Source organism: Actinocorallia herbida (assembly GCF_003751225.1).
In the GTDB taxonomy this organism is placed as follows: domain Bacteria; phylum Actinomycetota; class Actinomycetes; order Streptosporangiales; family Streptosporangiaceae; genus Actinocorallia; species Actinocorallia herbida.
This window is the reverse complement of sequence record NZ_RJKE01000001.1, coordinates 7977762-7995537: the sequence shown is the minus strand read 5'-3', so window position 1 is coordinate 7995537 and position 17776 is coordinate 7977762. Positions and strand designations below refer to the sequence as shown.

The 17776-nt window shown below is 74.0% G+C and carries 10 protein-coding genes; 9 read left to right on the top strand and 1 reads right to left on the bottom strand.

Features of this window, described 5'->3' with window-relative positions; all coding sequences use genetic code 11:
- Window positions 1-7: 7 nt before the first annotated feature.
- Window positions 8-1240: a benzoate/H(+) symporter BenE family transporter gene (locus tag EDD29_RS36225; RefSeq protein ID WP_123668721.1), complete on the bottom strand. Its 1233-nt coding sequence runs from the start codon at window positions 1238-1240 to the stop codon at window positions 8-10.
- Window positions 1241-1320: 80 nt separating this feature from the next.
- On the opposite strand from EDD29_RS36225, the gene EDD29_RS36220 reads away from it, so the two are divergent.
- The 9 genes from EDD29_RS36220 to EDD29_RS36180 all read left to right on the top strand — a co-directional run bounded on the left by EDD29_RS36220 (window position 1321) and on the right by EDD29_RS36180 (window position 17767).
- A complete protein-coding gene (locus tag EDD29_RS36220) occupies window positions 1321-1881 on the top strand; it encodes a helix-turn-helix domain-containing protein (RefSeq protein ID WP_123668720.1) in 561 nt (186 codons plus the stop codon).
- A 242-nt stretch (window positions 1882-2123) separates the two neighbouring features.
- Window positions 2124-3017 (top strand): MEDS domain-containing protein, encoded by an 894-nt coding sequence (locus tag EDD29_RS36215; RefSeq protein WP_170201715.1) that lies wholly within the window; start codon window positions 2124-2126, stop codon window positions 3015-3017.
- Window positions 3014-4105: a sensor histidine kinase gene (locus EDD29_RS36210; RefSeq protein WP_123668718.1), complete on the top strand. Its 1092-nt coding sequence runs from the start codon at window positions 3014-3016 to the stop codon at window positions 4103-4105. The genes EDD29_RS36215 and EDD29_RS36210 overlap by 4 nt, the downstream gene beginning before the upstream one ends.
- Window positions 4106-4256: 151 nt before the next feature.
- Window positions 4257-5024: a class I SAM-dependent methyltransferase gene (locus EDD29_RS36205; protein ID WP_123668717.1), complete on the top strand. Its 768-nt coding sequence runs from the start codon at window positions 4257-4259 to the stop codon at window positions 5022-5024.
- A 24-nt stretch (window positions 5025-5048) separates the two neighbouring features.
- Window positions 5049-5951 (top strand): DUF5996 family protein, encoded by a 903-nt coding sequence (locus EDD29_RS36200; RefSeq protein ID WP_123668716.1) that lies wholly within the window; start codon window positions 5049-5051, stop codon window positions 5949-5951.
- Between the two features lie 226 nt (window positions 5952-6177).
- Window positions 6178-7041 carry a DUF4132 domain-containing protein gene (locus EDD29_RS36195; RefSeq protein ID WP_123668715.1) on the top strand — a complete coding sequence of 288 codons (864 nt, stop codon included), beginning with the start codon at window positions 6178-6180 and terminating at the stop codon, window positions 7039-7041.
- Window positions 7038-11897, top strand: coding sequence for a DNA-binding protein (locus EDD29_RS36190; RefSeq protein WP_211360118.1), 4860 nt, complete (start codon window positions 7038-7040; stop codon window positions 11895-11897). The genes EDD29_RS36195 and EDD29_RS36190 overlap by 4 nt, the downstream gene beginning before the upstream one ends.
- A gap of 186 nt (window positions 11898-12083) precedes the next feature.
- A complete protein-coding gene (locus EDD29_RS36185) occupies window positions 12084-12947 on the top strand; it encodes a DUF4132 domain-containing protein (protein WP_123668714.1) in 864 nt (287 codons plus the stop codon).
- The gene (locus tag EDD29_RS36180) at window positions 12944-17767 is read left to right on the top strand and encodes a DNA-binding protein (RefSeq protein ID WP_123668713.1); all 4824 of its coding nucleotides are present in this window, start codon (window positions 12944-12946) and stop codon (window positions 17765-17767) included. Before EDD29_RS36185 ends, EDD29_RS36180 begins: the two co-directional genes overlap by 4 nt.
- The last annotated feature ends 9 nt before the right edge of the window (window positions 17768-17776 follow it).

Here is a 17776-nt window from a genome sequence, read left to right as displayed (position 1 = left end):
GCGGCCGTCAGGAGGAGGCGGGGTCGGGTTCCGGGACGGGTTGCGGTTCCGGTTCCGGTTCCGGAACAGGGGTGGGCTCGGGCTTGGGGGAGCGGAAGCGGTTGAGGGCGGAGTAGGTGAGTCCGGCCAGGAGGCCCCAGAAGGGGGCGCCGATGCCCAGGAGGGTGATGCCGGAGGCGGTGACGGCGAAGGTGATGACCGAGGCGTCGCGGGCCGCGGGGTCCTGGACGGCGGTGTGGAGGGCGGAGGCCAGGGAGGCCAGGAGGGCGAGGCCCGCGACGGTCTCGATGAGGAGCGGGGGCGAGGTCGCGATCAGGGAGACCGCGACGCCGGAGGCCAGCGCGATGAAGAGGTAGACGACCCCGCTCGAGACCGAGGCGATCCAGCGCCGTGCCGGATCGGGGTGGGCGTCCGGTCCCGCGGCGAGTTGCGCGGTGATCGCCGCGAGGTTGAGCGTGTGCCCGCCGAACGGTGCGGTCACCACCGTCGCCGCACCCGTCGAGACGAGGATCGGGCGCAGGTCGGGGCGGTAGCCGTTGGCCGCGAGCACCCCCATGCCCGGCACGTTCTGGGACGCCATCGTCACGATGAACAGGGGCAGCGCCACCCCGACGAGGGCCTGCAGGGAGAGCGCCGGGACCTCCCAGGTCAGGACGGGGAGGAGCCCGGAGGAGGCCTTGCCGGGCTCGCGCAGCAGCAGCACCGCGACCACGCTCACCGCGAGCGCCGCCGGGACCGCCCACCGCCGGGTCGCCGCGAAGCGCCCGAGCACGAGCCAGGTCAGCACGATCGGCACGGCCGCGCGGGGCAGCTCCGCCACCGCGTGGACGGGGGCGAGGCACAGCGGCAGCAGCACCCCGGCGAGCATCGCCGCGGCCAGCGGCACCGGGATCGCCGCGATCAGCCTGCCGAGCGTCTTCGACAGCCCGGCGACGATGATCAGGCAGCCCGTCACCGCGAAGGCGCCCAGCGCCTCCCGGTAGGAGACGCCCTCGGCCGCCGAGGTCGCCAGCAGGGCCGCGCCCGGCGTGGACCAGGCGATGCTGATCGGCATCCGGTACCTGAGCCCGAGGAAGATCGCGACGAGGCCCAGCATCAGGCAGAGGATCAGCAGGCCCGACGCGGCCTGTCGTTCGTCCGCGCCGACCGCCCGCAGTCCGGCGAGCACCACCGCGAAGGAGCTCGCGAAGCCCACGACGGAGAGCACGATCCCCGCCAGCACCGGTTGTAGATATCGCATGGCCCCACCGCCCGTTCTGTTTACGGAACAGACAGTGTAGGCAGAGCGTTCCGTAAACGGAACAGTGGCATCCTGGTCCCGTGACCGATCTTCCCGCCACCGGCGGCGCCGCCTTCGCCGCCGCCATCGGCCGCCGCATCAGGGCGCTGCGCGGCGCCCGCGGCCTCTCGCTCTCGGAGCTGGCGCAGCGCGCCGGTGTCGGCAAGGCCACCCTCTCGGCCCTCGAGGCGGGCACCCGCAACCCGACCATCGAGACCCTCTACGCCATCACCGCCCAGCTCGACGTGCCGCTCACCGCGCTGCTCACCGACCCGGGCCCGCACCCGGCCGTCCCGCCCGTGCACGGCGAGGCGGTCACCGCCGAGCTGCTCGAGACGTTCGAGGACGCCGCCTGGACCACCGAGCTGTACCGCCTGCGGATCCGGCCGGGCCGCCGCCAGATCTCCCCGGCCCACCCCGCCGGCGTGACCGAGTACCTCACCGTCTTCCAGGGCACCGCCCTCGTCGGCCCGCCCGACGCCCCCCTCGCCGTCCCGCCCGGCGGCCACGCCTCCTGGACCTCCGACACCCCGCACCTGTACGCCACCGCCACGTCCGAAGAAGTCCACGCCGCCCTCCTCATCCGCCACCCCCACTCCTGAGCGGCGCGCGGGGGCGGCGTGTCGGGGCGTCCCGCTATGGGCCCGTGTGGTGGTCGGAGGGCGGGTAGGGACCTTGGGCCCTTTTCTGAGCGTGTGGTCGCGGTCACAATTGGTTCGAATGGTTGGTTGTTCGGCTCGGGAGTACAGTCTTCGCGGGACGCCCGGGAGCGGCGTCTCCGGGGCACGGGGAGCGCGGTTGGGTACTGGATCTTGGGGGCGGGATTGAGCATCGCGGGACCATCGTGACCGCGCAGGGGATCCGGGAACGCCAGGTGTCCGACCTGCGGCACGGAGACCATCTGTGCCTGGCGTTCGCCGACGAGTCGGAGCGCAGAGACGTGCTCACCTGCTACCTGTCGGTGGGCTTGGAACGGGGCGAGCGCCTCCTCTACTACACCGAGCGCAGCGCCCCGGAGACCGTCAAGGGCTGGCTGCGCGACGCGGGCGTCGACTCCGGCAAGGCGGTCGCCGACGGCCGGCTCAAGATCCTCCCGGTGGACGCCTCCCTGCTCGCCTCCGGCCGGTTCGACGCCGACGCCACGGTCGCCACGATCGAGCGGGAGGTCGCCGAGAGCCTGCGGGAGGGCCACTCGGGGCTGCGCCTGACGGGCGAGATGGACTGGGCACTGCGCGATGTGCCCGGTGCCGAGAAGCTGCCCGCGTTCGAGGAGAAGGTCGGCGCGCTGGTCGCCGGGCGCCGCGCGACCGCGTTGTGCCAGTACGACGTGCGCAGATTCGACGCCGACCGCATGACGGTCGCCGACCAGGTCCATCCGGCGGCGGCCACCGTGCCCGCCCTGCACGAGGACGCGATGCTCCAGCTCCTGCCGGTGCTGCGCGACGGTCGGCGGGAGCTGAGGGTCGCCGGGACCGTCGACTACCGGACGACCGAGGTCCTCGCCGAGGCGCTATACACGGCCGCGCGGTGGCCGGGCGACCTTCGCCTGGACATGAGCGCGCTCGAGTTCATCGACCTCTCCGGGGTCCGCACGATCGCGCGGGTGGCCGCGAGCCTGGAGCCCGGCCGCATGCTGTACGTGAACGACCTGGCGCCGCTGCTGTGCCATGTGGTGCGGCTGGTCGGCTGGGACGAGGAGCCGTCCCTGGTCGTCCGCCCCCGGGGGGAGCGGGGATGAGCCTGGCAGGCCCGGCACCCGGACGCCCCGGCGGAGCCGGGTTCTCCGAGTGGTCGGGTGGCGGGCCCGATGAGGACGGTCCGGCACCCGGACGCCCCGGCGGAGCCGGGTTCTCCGAGCGGTCGGGTGGCGGGCTCGATGAGGACGGCCCGGCACCGCGGCTGAACCACCACGGCCTCCTGTACGGGAGCGACGAGGAGTTCCTCGCCGCGGCGGTGCCGTTCTGCAGGGACGGCGTGGAGAACGGCGACGCGGTCCTCGCGGTGACGACCCCGGGCAACATCGGCCTGCTGCGCGACGCGCTCGGCGGCGCGGCCGGCAGGGTGGAGTTCGTGGTGGCCGAGCAGTGGTACGACACACCGGGACGGGCGCTGGCCGAGTACTTCAGGTACGTCGGAAGGCACACCGCGGAAGGCGGCCTGGCGAGGGTGCTGGGGGAGCCGGTCTGGCACGGGCGTTCTCCCCTGGAGACCGCGGAGTGGACGCGCTACGAGGCGGTCGTGAACCTCGCCTTCGCCGCCAGCCCCGCGTGGATCGTCTGCCCCTACGACACGCGGGTCACCTCTCCCGGCGTCGTCGCGGACTCCCTGCGCACTCACCCCCGGCTGCTCGAAGGCACCGGCGAAAGGCTCAGCGACTCCTACGCGCCGCCCACCGACGAGTCGTCCTGGGGCCGTCCGGTGCCGCCGCCTCCACCCGGAAGAGGACGGACCGAGGCGGAGTTCGAAGGCGGGCTGGCGCCTCTGCGCGCGTTCGTCGGGGCGGCGGGGCTGTCCCTGGGCATGTCGCGGGAGGGCGCGGAGCGGCTGGTCCTCGCGGCCAACGAGGTGGCGACCAACGCGGTGCGGCACGGCGGCGGGCGCGGGAGGGCCGCGGTGTGGCGGGACGCCCACCAGGTCGTCTGCGACATCACCGACCCGGGATCCGGCGGCGCCGACGAAGCCGTCTGGTACGCCGGTTATGTCGCGCCCGATCCGTGCGCCCCGTCAGGCCACGGGCTGTGGGCGGTCCGGCAGCTCTGCGAGCTCGTGGAGCTGGAGACCGGCCCGCGGGGCACGACGGTCAGGCTGCGCCTCGCCTTGCGCTGACCGGCGACATAGCGGCGGAGAAGACCCCGACACGGCTGAGTGGGGTGTCCGGTGACGAAGCCGAAAGCCCTGGGGAAGCCGGACGAGCCCCTGGTAGAACGCGGGTTGGGCCGGGTGAGCCGTCGGTCCCGTCGGGTGGCTGAGGGGCCGCATGGAAGTCAAGAACCGGGCGTCTCTCGCCCACAAGATGAGGTACGCGGTAAGCCATCCGCACCGGATCTCCGCCTACGCCCAGCGCTGGGCGCGCGACTCCTGGCTGCGCATGACGACCGACGGCCACGTGGGCTACTACCGCGCGGTCATGCGCTCGGACTCCGCGAAGAGCCCTGAGCAGGCCGTGGGCAGCGCGTCCCACGACAGATGGCTGGCGCTCGGCGCCCTTCAGTTCGACTACCTCCTGCGCCACGGGCTCAGACCCGGGCACCGCCTCCTGGAGATCGGCTGCGGCAATCTGCGGGCGGGCTGGCGGTTCATCGAGTACCTGGACGAGGGCAACTACCACGGGATCGACATCTCCCCGGACATCCTGTTCGCCGCGCAGAAGGTGCTGGCCGGGCAGGGCCTGCAAAGCAAGGTCCCCCATCTCACCCCGGTGTGCGGCCTCGACTTCGCGTTCCTGCCCACGGGGTACTTCGACGTCGTTCACGCGCACAGCGTCTTCTCCCACTCGCCTTTGCCGGTCATCGACGAGTGCCTGGCGCACGTCGGGCGGATCCTCGCTCCCGGCGGCTTCTTCGACTTCACCTTCGACCGGACCACCGGCCCGGAGCACCAGGTGCTGCGCGAGGACTTCTACTACCGCACCGAGACGCTGACCGCGCTGGCCCGGAGGCACGGCCTGGACGCCGTGTTCATGCACGACTGGGAAGAGCTCCCGCACAAGCAGTCGAAGCTGCGCGTGTCCGTGCGGTGCCCGTGACCGTCGTCTGAGAAGGAGGGTTTTATGGCGTCCGTCTGGCCGTCGCTGCCGCTCGCCGAGTTCGAGCCGACCAAGAACACGCTGATCCTGTGGGCGCAGGTCGTCGGCAAGGTCCGCATCGCCCGCACCCCGCTGGTGAACCACTGGTGGAACGCGCCGCTGTATCTGACGCCGCGCGGCCTCACCACGTCGCTCATCCCGGGCGGGCCCGGCCGGAGCTTCGCGATCGACTTCGACTTCCTGGCCGGGTCGCTCGACCTCGCCGTCACCGACGGCTCGGGCCGCCGGATGGCCTTGGCCGAGCAGCGGACCGTGGAGGAGTTCCACGCGCGGCTGATGGAGCTGCTCGACGAGCTCGGCCTGCACACCGAGATCTGGCCGGTGCCCGTCGAGCTGGAGGGGGCGATCCCGTTCCCCGACGATGACGCGCCGCGCGCCTACGACCCGGAGCAGGCGCTGCGCTTCTGGCGGCTGCTGGTGGAGGCGGAAAGGGTGCTCACCGCCTTCCGGGCCGGGTTCGTCGGCAAGAACAGCCCGGTGCACCTGTTCTGGGGCGCGCTGGACCTGGCGACGACCCGGTTCTCCGGGCGGACGGCGCCGCCGCATCCGGGCGGGGCGCCCAACTGTGGCCCGCACGTGATGCACGAGGCGTACTCGCATGAGGTGAGCAGCGCCGGGTACTGGCCGGGAGGGGAAGGAGAAGGCTTCTTCTACTCCTACGCCTACCCGGAGCCATCCGGCTATCGCGAGATGCCGGCGGGCGTGCCGGAGGCCCACTACGACGCGGCGCTGGGCGAGTTCGTCCTGCCGTACGAGGCGGTGCGCACCGCGGCCGACCCCGACGCGACGCTCCTCGCGTTCCTCCAGGCGACGTACGAGGCCGCCGCGGTGGGCGCGGACTGGCCCCGTGCCGAGCTGGAGCGCTGACCCGCCCGCGCAATTCCCGCAGTTGAGAAGGCCTCCGCCGTGCCGGCGGGGGCCTTCAAGATTTTTGCCCAGTCCGAGTTCTCCGTTCTGGCTGGTTTGTCACTGTCGCCCGCTAAGTTCTGATCGTCGTCAGGCGGGACGCCATAGCGTTCCCGTTCTCTCCGGCGTCTCCCCCTTGCCCGTGTGCGCGGGCGACGCCGTCGCGAGCATCAGGAGGTGGGCCTGCGTGGGTTGGGTGTCAGCGGGTGAGGGCTACGAGATAGCCCTCGTGGAGGGCAAGGTGGCGGTGCGCGCCACCACCGGTCGTTCGGCCGGAAGGCAGCTCAAGACGCTGCCCAAGGCGCTGCGGGACCATCCGGAGGTGGAGCGGCTGCGCGGCTTCGCCGAGTGGCTCGACCGGCACGCCGTCGCGTGCGTCGCGCAGGTCGACGCGTGGATGGTGTCCTCCCTGCCCGTGCCGACCGCGCTGATCGGCCGGGTCTGGGCGGACGAGGCCTGGCGGCACGCGCTGCGCGACCTCGCCGTCCTCGGCGACGACCCCGACGAGGTCGGCTTCCTGCGCGACGCCACCCCCGAGGGCGAGCTGCGGGTGGTGAACCTCGACGGGGAGACCGTCAGGCTCGCCCCGGAGACGGTGACGCTCCCGCACCCGGTGCTGCTGCCCGACCTCGACGAGCTGCGGGAGTTCGCCGCGGAGCTGGAACTGACCCAGCGCGTCGAGCAGATCTACCGCGCCACCTTCGCCAAGCCCGGCGACGTCGACCCCAAGGCCACCGAGGAGAAGCGCTTCCAGGGAGGCAAGTACGGCTCCCGCTTCCGCCTCGCCGCCCGCGCGACGTCGCTCGGCTACAAGGTGTCGGGCGGGTACGCGTCGAGCCGGGTGCGCGACGACGCGCGCATGTTCGACGCGACGGTCTGGATCGGCGAGCCCTACTGGGACGGCGACTCCGAGACCGGCGCGCTCACCTTCCGCGACGGAGACGGCCGCGCCGTGCCGCTCGGGGAGGTCGGCCCCGTCGCGTGGTCGGAAGGGATGCGGATGGCTTCGGCTCTGTACGCGGGACGGGTTGTGGAGGAGGAGAAGGCGTGAGCGGCGTGGACATCGAAGGCAAGGAAGAGAACGCGGCGGCGGAGCTGCTGGCGGCAGGGGCCGTGCTGCCTCCGGGCGGGCAGGCCGAGGGCGCGGTGCCGATCGCGGCGCGCGCGTACACGCACCCCGCCCTGGACGACCGCGTCGTCGTCCGCCTGGCCCCGGCCGACCTCGGCGCGGCCGAGGACCTGGCGGCGGGGTTCCTCGGGCTGGTGCCCGACGGCGAGCCCGCGATCGTCGGGGCGGGCCCGCGCCAGACGCTCGGGTTCCCCGAGTGGGTCCTCGCCCATCACCCCGAGGACGGCCACCGCGCCCTCGCGGTCGTGCCCGAGCTGGACCGCCTGTCCAAGCAGGCCAAGACCAAGCCCAAGGCAGCCATGGACGGCATGGTCGGGCTCGGGCAGCGGCTCGCCTCGTCCGTCCCGCACCTGCTGCCGACCTACTTCGAACGGGCCGGCCGCGCCTTCCTCGCCGTGGAGAACGCCCAGTACGCGGGCCAGCTCTTCAGCCGCGCGCGCAAGGCCGAGGTGGAGCACGGCCTGGACGTCGACGAGGACCGGCTGGACGAGGTCTTCCTCGAGTACGCGCTGGCCGGGGCCCTGCCCGTCAAGACCCTCTCCGGTTACGCCAAGGAGCTGAGCGCGCGCGTCGCCCCCGCGGGGGCGCTGCGCCGCTACACCACGCTGTGCGTGCGCCGCGCCTCGGGCGGTATGCCGCCGTCGGCCCAGATGGGCAACGACCTGCGCAGGCTCGCCCGTGAGGCGGGCGGCGACGCGCTGGAGGTGGAGACCGAGTACGTCGCCGAGATGCTGGAGCTGCCCGCGACGACGCGCGCCGGGGCCGGCTGGTGGAAGGCGCACCGGGCCGCGCTGGTCGAGCTGGCCAAGCGCCGCCCGGAGACGCGCGGCAGGCTGCTGGACCTGATGCCGTCCTACGACGAGCACCGGCTGTCGGACCTGTGGCTCGAAGTCCTGGTGGATTCCGGCGCGATCGAGGGCCTGTACGACGCCGCCGTGCCCGCCGCGCAGCGGCCCCGGGACGGGTCGGCGGGCTGGCTGCGCCGCTACCTGAAGTTCCGCAGGGACGGCTGGCGCCTGCCGTCGCGCCAGGAGGCCCTGGAAGAGCTCGTCGCGCGGATGGCCGAGCGGCTGCGCGCCGAACTCGCCGCCGACGGCTCGGCGCTGCCGGTCCCGAGCAGCCTCGACCTCCTCGACCTCATGCTGGAGCTCGGCCTTCCGATCGAGGATCCGACGCGGGTCCGCGTCCTTCCGCTGGAGGCGTGGGCGCGTTCGGAGGAGCGGCGCGCCCTCACCGCGCTGGCCGCGGACGAGCGCTTCCACGAGGGGCTCCACTACTCCTTCGACCGCCTCGGCCCGAGCGAGATCACGGTGTTCCGGGCGCTGGCGGAGACCGACCTCCGGGACCTGCTCACCTCGTGGGTCCGGGTCGTGGCCGGGCGCTCCTTCGCGATGGGCCTGCCCGGCCTCCCTTCCGCGCTGCACAGGCTCTCCTGGCTGCCGGGGGAGATCCTCTCCCTCGCCGAGGACGCCGTGCGCGCCGCCACGAAGGCCGACCTCGGGGAGGTCCTCGCGCGGACCCTGCGCACGGGCCTCTTCGACGAGTTGTCCTGGCCCGCCTTCGAGGAGGCCGTCAACGAGCTCAGCGACCGCGACAACGCGCGGAACCTCGTCATCACCGAGGAGTGGCCCTACCTGGTCGTCGCCAACAAGGCGAAGGCCGTGGTGGTCGGCGTCGAGGGCCGTGTCCTGGAGCACGACCTGCGCGTCCCGGCCGACGCGCACGAGACGTGCTTCCACTACGTGGACGGGGACCTCCTCGTCTACTGGCTGTCCTCCAACGTGTCGCACGGCTACTGGCTGAGCGAGCCGGGCCGCGTCCTGCGCCTCGAGGGCGAGAACCCGGACTCCCTCACCCTGAACTGGCACCGCGGCACCGAGCCCGTCACGCTCGCGGTGCCCGGCGGCGGCCGGACCACGGCGCACGGCATGATCCGGCCCGGCGACAGCGTGCTGCCCGAGGCCGGCGGCGAGATCATCACCGACGGCCGCGGCTACTGGGTCAGGCGCTACCGGGACAACGGGCACAGCTACTGGACCGAGTACGACCCCGCCAGCGGCGAGTTCGGCAGGGAGAGCGTCCCGGCCTTCCTGACGCGGCACGCGGGCGAGCCGGACGACGGCGAACCGGCCTTGGACGGGTGGCTGCTGCCGTTCCCGGGCGAGGGACCGACCCCGGTCGGCCCGGTCGTCGACGGGCTGGTCGGCATGCGCCTCATCCGCAAGGACGGCTCGCTGCGCGCCGAGGACCTGTCCGGGAAGAGCTCGCTGTACAACGACAACGGCGGCTGGATCCCGGGCACGCTCTACTTCCCCGGCGACGACAGCCCGCGCACCTACGTCCGTCAGTCCTGGCGGGTGGACCTGCACGACGCCGACGGGACGCACACCGCCCAGGTCGTCACGGACGGGCCCGCGGGCGCCTACGCGCTCGGCACGGTCATCCTGCCGCCGCTGCGCTACTGGACCCACATGTCGGCGCGCGACGAGCGCGGTTCCGCGGCCCTGCGCGGGATCGGCGCGGAGACGGGCGGGGCGCTCCTCGACGCCGTCGCCAAGGGCGGGGACCCGGTCGAGGCGATCCGCGCCCTCCTGCCCGAGGTCACCCACGAGAGCCTGATCGCGGGCATCGCGGGCATCGTGCAGAAGGCGTCCGAGCAGCGGACCACCCTGGACGAGACGGTGGTCCGGCTCGAGCAGACGCTGGCCGGGGAGGTCGAGGAAGAGCACGTCGACGGCCCTTCCGACCGGCAGTTCCTCGAGGCGCTCAGCGGAGTCACGGGCGGCTCCCGCTACTGGGGGGACGAGAGCCGGACCGCCGCGGGGATCCTGCACCACTACGCGGTGCTCGCGGACGGCTCGGCGGAGCCGGCCGACCCCGGCGCGCTGCACCTGGACCAGCGGCCGCTGCCCGCCACCCGGATGAGCATCGATGCGGTGTTCGGCGCCAGGGAGGCCGCGATCTTCCGCGCGCTGACGTGGGCCACGGACAACGAGGCGAGGGAGACCCTGCGGTACCTGAGCGGGGCGCTCGACCGCGCGGGCTTCACCGCGGACGCGGCGGGCCGGTGGCGCCAGGTCGCGTTCCGCCTCCCCAACGCCCGCACCCGCCTGCCCAACGGATCCACCCGCCCCGGCCATTGGCGCGGCACCCTCGCGCTGCCGGGCGGCGGATTCCTGGCGTTCGAGGACTGGAAGCTCCAGGACACGGGCGACGTCTTCAACGGGATCTTCCACGACCCGTCCGGCGCGTTCGAGGCGCCCGCGCCCTACGAGGCCCTGTCGATCACGGAGTTCGAGGGCTGGTGGAGCCGTCCGCTTCCGCCCTCGGCCTACCTCGCCGCGCTGGACGAGAGGGGCCCGGCGCCCTGGTTCGCCGACGCCGCCGCGGAGTTCGCCAGGCTCACCGGGACCACCCCGACGATCGCGGCGCTCGTCGTCTCCGGCCTGCCCCGGCTCGACAGCAGCGACCACTCCTTCCTGCCCGCCGAGATCCGCAAGGCGCTCGGGGTGAAGGTGGCCGAGGCCGCGGTGGCCAGGGCCGAGGTGCGGTCCCTGCCGGCGCGGCTGCGGGGCGCCGTCGTGGGCGCGCTGCTGCCCGACGACCCGGCCGAGCTGTGGACGCGCGGCCCGGACGTGGCGGCGGCGGCCGAAGTGTGGAACCGGGAGCGGGGCGGCCAGATCGCGCTGCCCGAGGCGCTGCTGGCCGAGGCGAAGAAGGCGGTGGCCGTCGGCTGGGACGCGGCCGCGTCCATGCGCGCGGTCCTCGCCCCCGCCTCCTCGCCGCAGCTCACCCGGGACCTGGCGTGGAAGGTCGACGGCGACAAGGTCGTCGTGGCGGCCGGAGACACCGAGGGCTTCACCGCGCAGGTCCTGACGGGAACCGCGCTCATGACCGCGTGGCTCGCGTACCGGCTGCCCGCCGGGGATCCGCTGCGCGCGACCCTGCCCGAGGCCCTGGCCGCGATCCGCGCACGGCTCGCGCACCCCGGCCTCATGCTCGGCTTCGACAGGTACTTCGACGTGACGGCCTTCCGCAAGGCTGCGGGTGCGCCGACCGAGGAAGGCACCGGCTTCGTCCGCTACGGGGCCATCGTCCTGCCGACCCATGACGACCTGCCTTACCCCGCGCTGAGGACGTCGCTCCTCGACGAGGCGGGGGAGGACCCGTACCTCCCCGCGCTCCGATCGGCCGCTGGGGAGCCCTTCGCCATCGAGCTCGCCCTTCGGATCGTCAAGAGCGAGCGGTTCGCCGCGCTGCTCGCCGACCCCGGGGACCCGGTCGAAGGCGAGCGGTCGAAGGACGGCACCTGGTACCCGCAGGATCCGGGGCGGTCGGTTCCCGACGTCGTCGCGGAGGTCGCGGGGGCCTACGGCCTGTCGGCCGACGCGGCGGCGGTGTACCTGATGCTGCTGGCGCTGCCCGACCCGTCGGACCGCAACACCGCGCGCTGGACGGGCTGGCGTCCGGCGCGGCTCAAGGCGGCGCGGGCCGAGCTCGCGGCGAGCGACCTCGTCGTCGAGGCGCGGCGGACCCGGGCGGGCCGGACGCTGTTCCTGCCCGGCCCGTGGACGGACGCGCGCTCCCCGGCGCCCTCGATGGAGAGCTGGAAGCACACGATGTTCGACCTGGCCCCGGGCGGTACGACGCCGCTGCGCACCGTCGTGCCGACCGAGCCCGTCGCCGACCTGTTCCGGAAGGCCTGGCGCAGGATCGCCGACGGCGACGGCCCGCGCTTCGCCGACCTCCAGGTCCGTAAGGGCGGCCGCCGCAGGTGACGCAGGGACGCCGCCCGTCCGGATCGGTGCCGGACGGGCGGCGTCGCCGGTGGTCTCCGGCGGATTTCGCGGACTGTCGGTGCCGCCCGCTAAGTTCTGATCATGGTCGCGGAACCGCCCCGGTCTGCGGCTTTCCCCCCGGTCCGTCCCCCGACGGGCCGCTCAGGCAAAGGAGGTGAGGCTCGCGTGAGCTGGACGGCCGCGGGAGAGGACTACGAGGTCGCCCTCGTCGAAGGCAAGGTGGCCGCGCGCCGCGTCACCTCCGGGAAAGCGCCGGGACAGCCGCTCAAGACGCTGCCCAAGGCGCTGCGCGACCATCCGGAGGTCGAGAGCCTGCGCCGGTTCGCCACCTGGCTGGATCGGCACGCGGCCGAGTGCGTCGCGAAGGTCGACACCTGGATGACGTCTTCGCTGCCCGTTCCCGCGCCCCTGCTCGGCAAGGTGTGGGCGGACGAGGCGTGGCGGGACGCGCTGCGCGACATGGCCGTCGTCGGAGACGACCCGGAAGAGGTCGGCTTCCTCCGGGACATCACCGAGAGCGGCGAGCTGCGCGTGGTGAACCTCGACGGCGAGACCGTCAGGCTCGACGCGCGCACGGTCCGGATGCCGCATCCGGTGCTGCTGCCCGACCTGGACGAGCTGCGGGACTTCGCCGCCGAACTCGGCGTCACCCAGCGCGTCGAGCAGATCTACCGGGCCACCTGGGCGCGCCCCGACGACGTCGAGGGCAACCGCGTCCAGAAGTTCGCCGGAGGCCGCTACGGCTCCCGCTTCCGGGTCGCGGCGCGCGCCGGGAGCCTGGGCTACCGGGTGTCCGGCGGGTACGCGGTGTGCCCGGTCCGCGAGGGCGGCCGGACCCTTGAGGCGATGCTCTGGATCGGCGCGCCGAGCTGGGACGCCGAGGAGGTCCAGATCGGCTCGCTGACCTGGCACGGGCCGGACGGGAAGGCCGTGCCGTTCGCGGAGGTCGGCCCGGTCGCGTGGTCGGAGGGCATGCGGATGGCCGCCGCGCTGTTCGCGGGCCGCATCGTGGAGGAGAGCGGCGAATGAGCGTTCCCACCGTCTCCCGGCCCTCGGCCGGGACCGCCGCGGAGCTGCTGGCGGCGGGCGCGTACCTGCCCTCGGACACCGCCGACGCCGGGGAAGGCGTGCCCGTCACCGCGCGCGCTTATCAACGCGCCGGTCTGGGCGGCCGCACCGTCGTCAGGCTGGTCCCCGAGGAGATCGGCGAGGCCGAGGACGCCGCGGCGGCCTTCCTCGGCCTGGCCCGGGTGGGGCTGGCCGAGGTCGTCGGGTTCGGCGTCCGCGAAAGGCTCGCGTTCCCCGAATGGGTGCTCGTGCACCATCCGGCGGACGGCCACCACGCGCTGGGGCTGCTGCCGGAGATCGACAGGCTGGCGCGGCTGGCGGTGACCAAGGCCAAGGTGGCCTCCGAGGGCTTCACCGCCCTGGGGAAGCAGCTGGCCACTTCGGTCCCGCACCTTCTGCCGACGTTCTACGAGCGGGCCGGCCGGGAGTTCCTCACCGTCGAGAAACCGGAACTCGCCGCGCGCATGTTCGCCGCGGCGCGCAAGGCCGAGACCGAGCACGGTCTGCCCATCGACGAGGCGCGCCTCGACGACGTCTTCGTGGAGTTCGCCCTCGCCGGGGCGCTCCCGGCGAAGACCCTCTCGGAGTACGCCAAGGCACTCGCCCTGCGCCTTCCCCCGGACGAGGCCCTGGAGAGGTTCCTCCGCCTCGCCGTACGCCGGGCGGCAGGAGGGCTGCCTCCCGCCTCGACGACGGCGCACGACCTTCGCCGGCTCGCCAAGGCCGCGTCCGGGGAGGCCGGGAAGATCGAGCGTGACCACCTCGCCGAGATGCTGACGTACCCGGCGACCGCCCTCGCCCCCGAGACCTGGTGGAAGGCGCACCGGGCGGCGCTGGTCGAGCTCGCCGCCGAGCGCCCCGAGACGTCCGGCGTCCTCCTGCGGATCATGCCGGACCACCCCGATCTCGGGTTCCAGGGGAGCTGGCTCGATCTGCTGGAGGACACCGGGGCCGCGGCGCTGCTGTCCGACGAGGCCGGGAACGCCGGGCCGGAAGACGGCGTGGCCGGCTGGCTGATCCGCTTCCTTCAGGCCCGCGGCCCCGTCTACCAGGCTTCGCGGCGGCTGCCGAGGCTGGAATCCATGGTCGGGCGGATGGCCGGGAGGCTGAAGGCCGAACTCGCCGAGCGGGGCACGTCCCTGCCCGTCCCGGTTTCGGCCGACCTGCTCGATCTCCTGCTGGAACTCGGCGTGCCCGTCGCGGACCCGTCGCCCGGCCAGCGGGCGCACCTCGACACCTGGGCGATGGGAGACGGCCGCAGGGATCTCGCCGCGCTGTGCGCCGACCCCCGCTTCGCCCGCGCCCTGCACCTGGGCATCGCCGGGATGCAGGGCCGTGAGGCGTCCCGCCAGGAGGCGCTGCTCGCCGCCGTGCCCCTGCACCCTCACCTTCGCGCCTACGTCGAGGAGCTCCGTGGCCGCGTCGCCCACGCGGGCCTGCCGGAGACGGCCGCCGCGCTCACCGACCTCGGCCGGCTGCACCCGGGCGTCCAGCGGCTCGCCGAAGAGCCGGTGCGCGCCGCCCTGGCCGTCGACTTCCCCGAACTGCTCGCCCGGACGCTGCGCGGCGGCCTGTTCGACGAGATGTCGTGGCCCGCGTTCGACACCGCGGTCGCCGAGCTGTTCCCGGAGCACTACCGGGGCCACCGGACCATCGCCGAGGAATGGCCCTACCTGGTGGTGGCGAACCGGCAGCGCGCGCTCGTCCTCGACGGCTCGGGGATCGTCCTCGACCATGCCCTGCGCGTCCCGGCGAACACCTACCGCCTCGGCTTCCGCTATGTGGACGGGGCACTGCTCGTCCAGTGGAGCGATGGCCACCGGGGCGTGACCAGCGGCTACTGGCACACCCTTCCCGACCGCGTCCTGCGGCTGGAGGGCGACAGCCTGAACGGCTACGACGCCATGCGCTTCCGGGGGGACCAGAAGATCAGCCTGGCGGCCCCCGGAGGCGGCAGCCTCACCGGGTCCACCGTGCTCCACCGGGGCGACGCCCTGGCGCCGGACCAGCACGAGATCGCCTCCGACGGCAAGGGGTACTGGGCGCGCCGCACCGTGGCGCACCGCCCCGTCTGGCACGCACTCGACCCCGTCACCGGAGCGGTCGGCGAGCCGGACCTGCCCGCGTTCTTCGCCGAGCCCGGCGAGTCCTTCCGCAACGGCTTCCTCGCGCCCTTCCCGGGCACCGGCACGACCCCGGTCGGCGCCGTCGTCGACGGGGTGCTCGGCCAGCGGACCGTCGTCCTGCCCGACGGCGCCGTGCGGGGCGAGGACCTCGCCGGGAACGCCTCCCCCGCGGTGCGCGGACACGGCACGGTGTGGCAGGTCCGGCTGCCCGGCGACGACAAGGCGCGCGCCGTGCTCCGCGAGATGTCCTATGGCCGCAGCGGCTTCCGGCTGATCGGTCCCGACGGCCTCCTCCTGGCCGACTCGGTGCAGGCCGCGCATTTCCGGGCCGGGAGCGGCCAGCTGCCGCCGCTGCACTACTGGGCCCACCTGACCCCGCGCGATCCGCGCGGCTCCGCGGCGCTGCGCCGTGCCGACCGGGACGTCGCGGTCCGGCTCCTCGAAGGCGGCGACACCGAGGCGGAGATCGCCGCACGTGTGCGCGCGGCCCTGCCCGACCTCGCGCACGACGCACTCGTCGCTGGAGTCGCCGGGGTCGTCGCCGCCGCGCTCGCCGCCCGCAAGGTGCTCGCCGGGGTCCGCGAGAAGGCCGAGTCCGCGTTCGCCCCCGGCGCGGTCGAGGAGCTTCCCGCCTCGCCCACGGACGTCGCGCTCTTCCGCGGTCTGGACGGTCTGGGCGAGTACGCCTCCAGGCCGCGCGGGACCGCCGCGCACTCCGCTCATCTGCTGTGGAAGCTCGGCCGGCTGTACGCGGGCGCGTATGCCGCGCGGTCTTCCGATGGCGAAGCCGCGCCGCGCGTCGCGCTGCCGGACCAGAACCTGCACCTTCCCTCGGTCGTGGCGGCCCTCGCGGGCGTCGCCCTGCGCGCGGTGTCGGAGACCACGCCGGAGGACGCCCGAAGCGCACTGCGCGAGCTGTTCGGCCTGCTCGGCGAGGCGGGCCTCCTCGCGCCCGAGCCCGATGCCTGGCGGATCCTCCGGCTCCGGCCGGCCGATCAGCTGGAGCCGCGGACCGACCACCTCTACGGATCGGAGCTGGCCGGAGGCGGGTTCTTCGCCGTCACCGCGCAGCGGTGGAACCGGTTCGGTCAGCAGAACACGCTGGAACTCCAGGCGCTGTGCCACGACCCGTCCGGCGCGTTCGAGGCGCCCGCGGACTACGCGGTCACGGCGGCGGAGCCCCTCGTCGCCGCCCGGCCGGACGTCCCCGTCGCGGAGATCCTCGCGCTGCTGGACGCCCGGGGCCCCGCGCCCTGGCGGCCCGACGCCGTGGCGGAGTTCGGCAGGCTGACCGGCGTCACCCCGACCACGGCGGCCCTCGTGGTCGCGGGGCTGCCCGGCCTGTCGGGCTCCGTGGAATCGGCGCCGCCGGCCGAGTTCCGCAGGCTGCTCAAGGCCAAGGTCGCCGACCTCGATGCGGCTCAGGAGGGCCTGCGGAAGCTGTCCGGGACGGTGCGCCGTGAGCTGGTCGGGGCGCTGCTGCCCGCCGATCCCGCGCGGCTGTGGACCGAGGGCCCGGACGTCGCGGCGGCGGCCGAGGTGTGGAACCGGGCGGTGCCCCGGCGGATCGCGGTGCCCGAGGCGCTGCTCACCGAGTTGGCCAAGGACTTCGGGTCCGGTCGGCTCCAGGCCCAGGCGCAGGCGGTGCTCGATCCGTCGGGCGACGCGGGGATGTCCCAGGACGTGGAGTGGCGGCCGGAGAGCCGCACGTTCGAGCCCCTGGGGAACTCCGGATTCACCGCGCGGACGCTGAACTCGTCGGTGCGGATCCTGGCCTGGCTCGCGCACCGGCTGCCGGTCGGCGATCCGCTGCGCGCGCTGTTGCCCGAGGGGCTCGCGGCGGTGCGCGAGCGTCTCGCGAACCCGGGGCTGGTCCTGCGCGCCGAGCCGGCCGTCTACAGGGCGGAGTTCAAGAAGGCGGCGGGCGCGCCGGACGAGGAGGGACCCACGTGGGAGCGGTACGGCCCCGTCCTGCTCCTGACCGACACCTACTACCAGCGGCCCGGCGTGAAGGTCGCGCTGCTCGACGAGAACGGCGACGACCCCCGCCTCGCGCTGCTGCGCGGCAGCGAGGGCGCGCCCATGCCCTTCGAGGTCGCCATGCGGGTGGCCCGCGACGCCCGGTTCGCGGCGCTGCTCGACGATCCGGGTGAGCCGGTCGATGGCGGGACGTTGAAGGACGGCACCTGGTATCCGCAGGATCCTTCGCGGTCGGTTCCGGAGCTCGTGGCCGAGGCCGCCGCGCGGTTCGGGCTGTCGGCGGACGCGGCCGCGGTGTACCTGATGCTGCTGGCGATGCCCGACCCGACGGACCGCAACACCGCGCGTTGGACGGGGTGGCGGCCTGCCCGGTTGAAGGAGGCCCGGGCCGAGCTGACCGCGACCGATCTGGTGGTCGAGGCACGCCGGACCAGGGCGAACCGGACGTTGTTCCTGCCCTGCCCCTGGACGGAGGTGCGCTCCCCGCAGATCCCCATGGAGGACTGGAAGCAGGAGCTCTACCTCCTTTTCCGGGGCGGTAGGGCGCCGCTGACCAACGTCCTGCCGACCGAGCCCGTCACCGACGTGTACCGGCGGGCGTGGCGGCGGATCGCCGAGGGCGACCTCCCGCGCTTCGGCGAGCTGGAGATCCCCCGGCAGAAGCGCCGCCGCTGACCCCCGATC

Excerpts from the sequence above, each read along its gene's own strand:
- EDD29_RS36200 (WP_123668716.1), top strand. The coding sequence starts at position 5,049 with ATGGCGTCCGTCTGGCCGTCGCTGCCGCTCGCCGAGTTCGAGCCGACC.
- EDD29_RS36205 (WP_123668717.1), top strand. The coding sequence starts at position 4,257 with ATGGAAGTCAAGAACCGGGCGTCTCTCGCCCACAAGATGAGGTACGCG.
- EDD29_RS36180 (WP_123668713.1), top strand. The coding sequence starts at position 12,944 with ATGAGCGTTCCCACCGTCTCCCGGCCCTCGGCCGGGACCGCCGCGGAG.
- EDD29_RS36225 (WP_123668721.1), bottom strand. The coding sequence starts at position 1,240 with ATGCGATATCTACAACCGGTGCTGGCGGGGATCGTGCTCTCCGTCGTG.
- EDD29_RS36210 (WP_123668718.1), top strand. The coding sequence starts at position 3,014 with ATGAGCCTGGCAGGCCCGGCACCCGGACGCCCCGGCGGAGCCGGGTTC.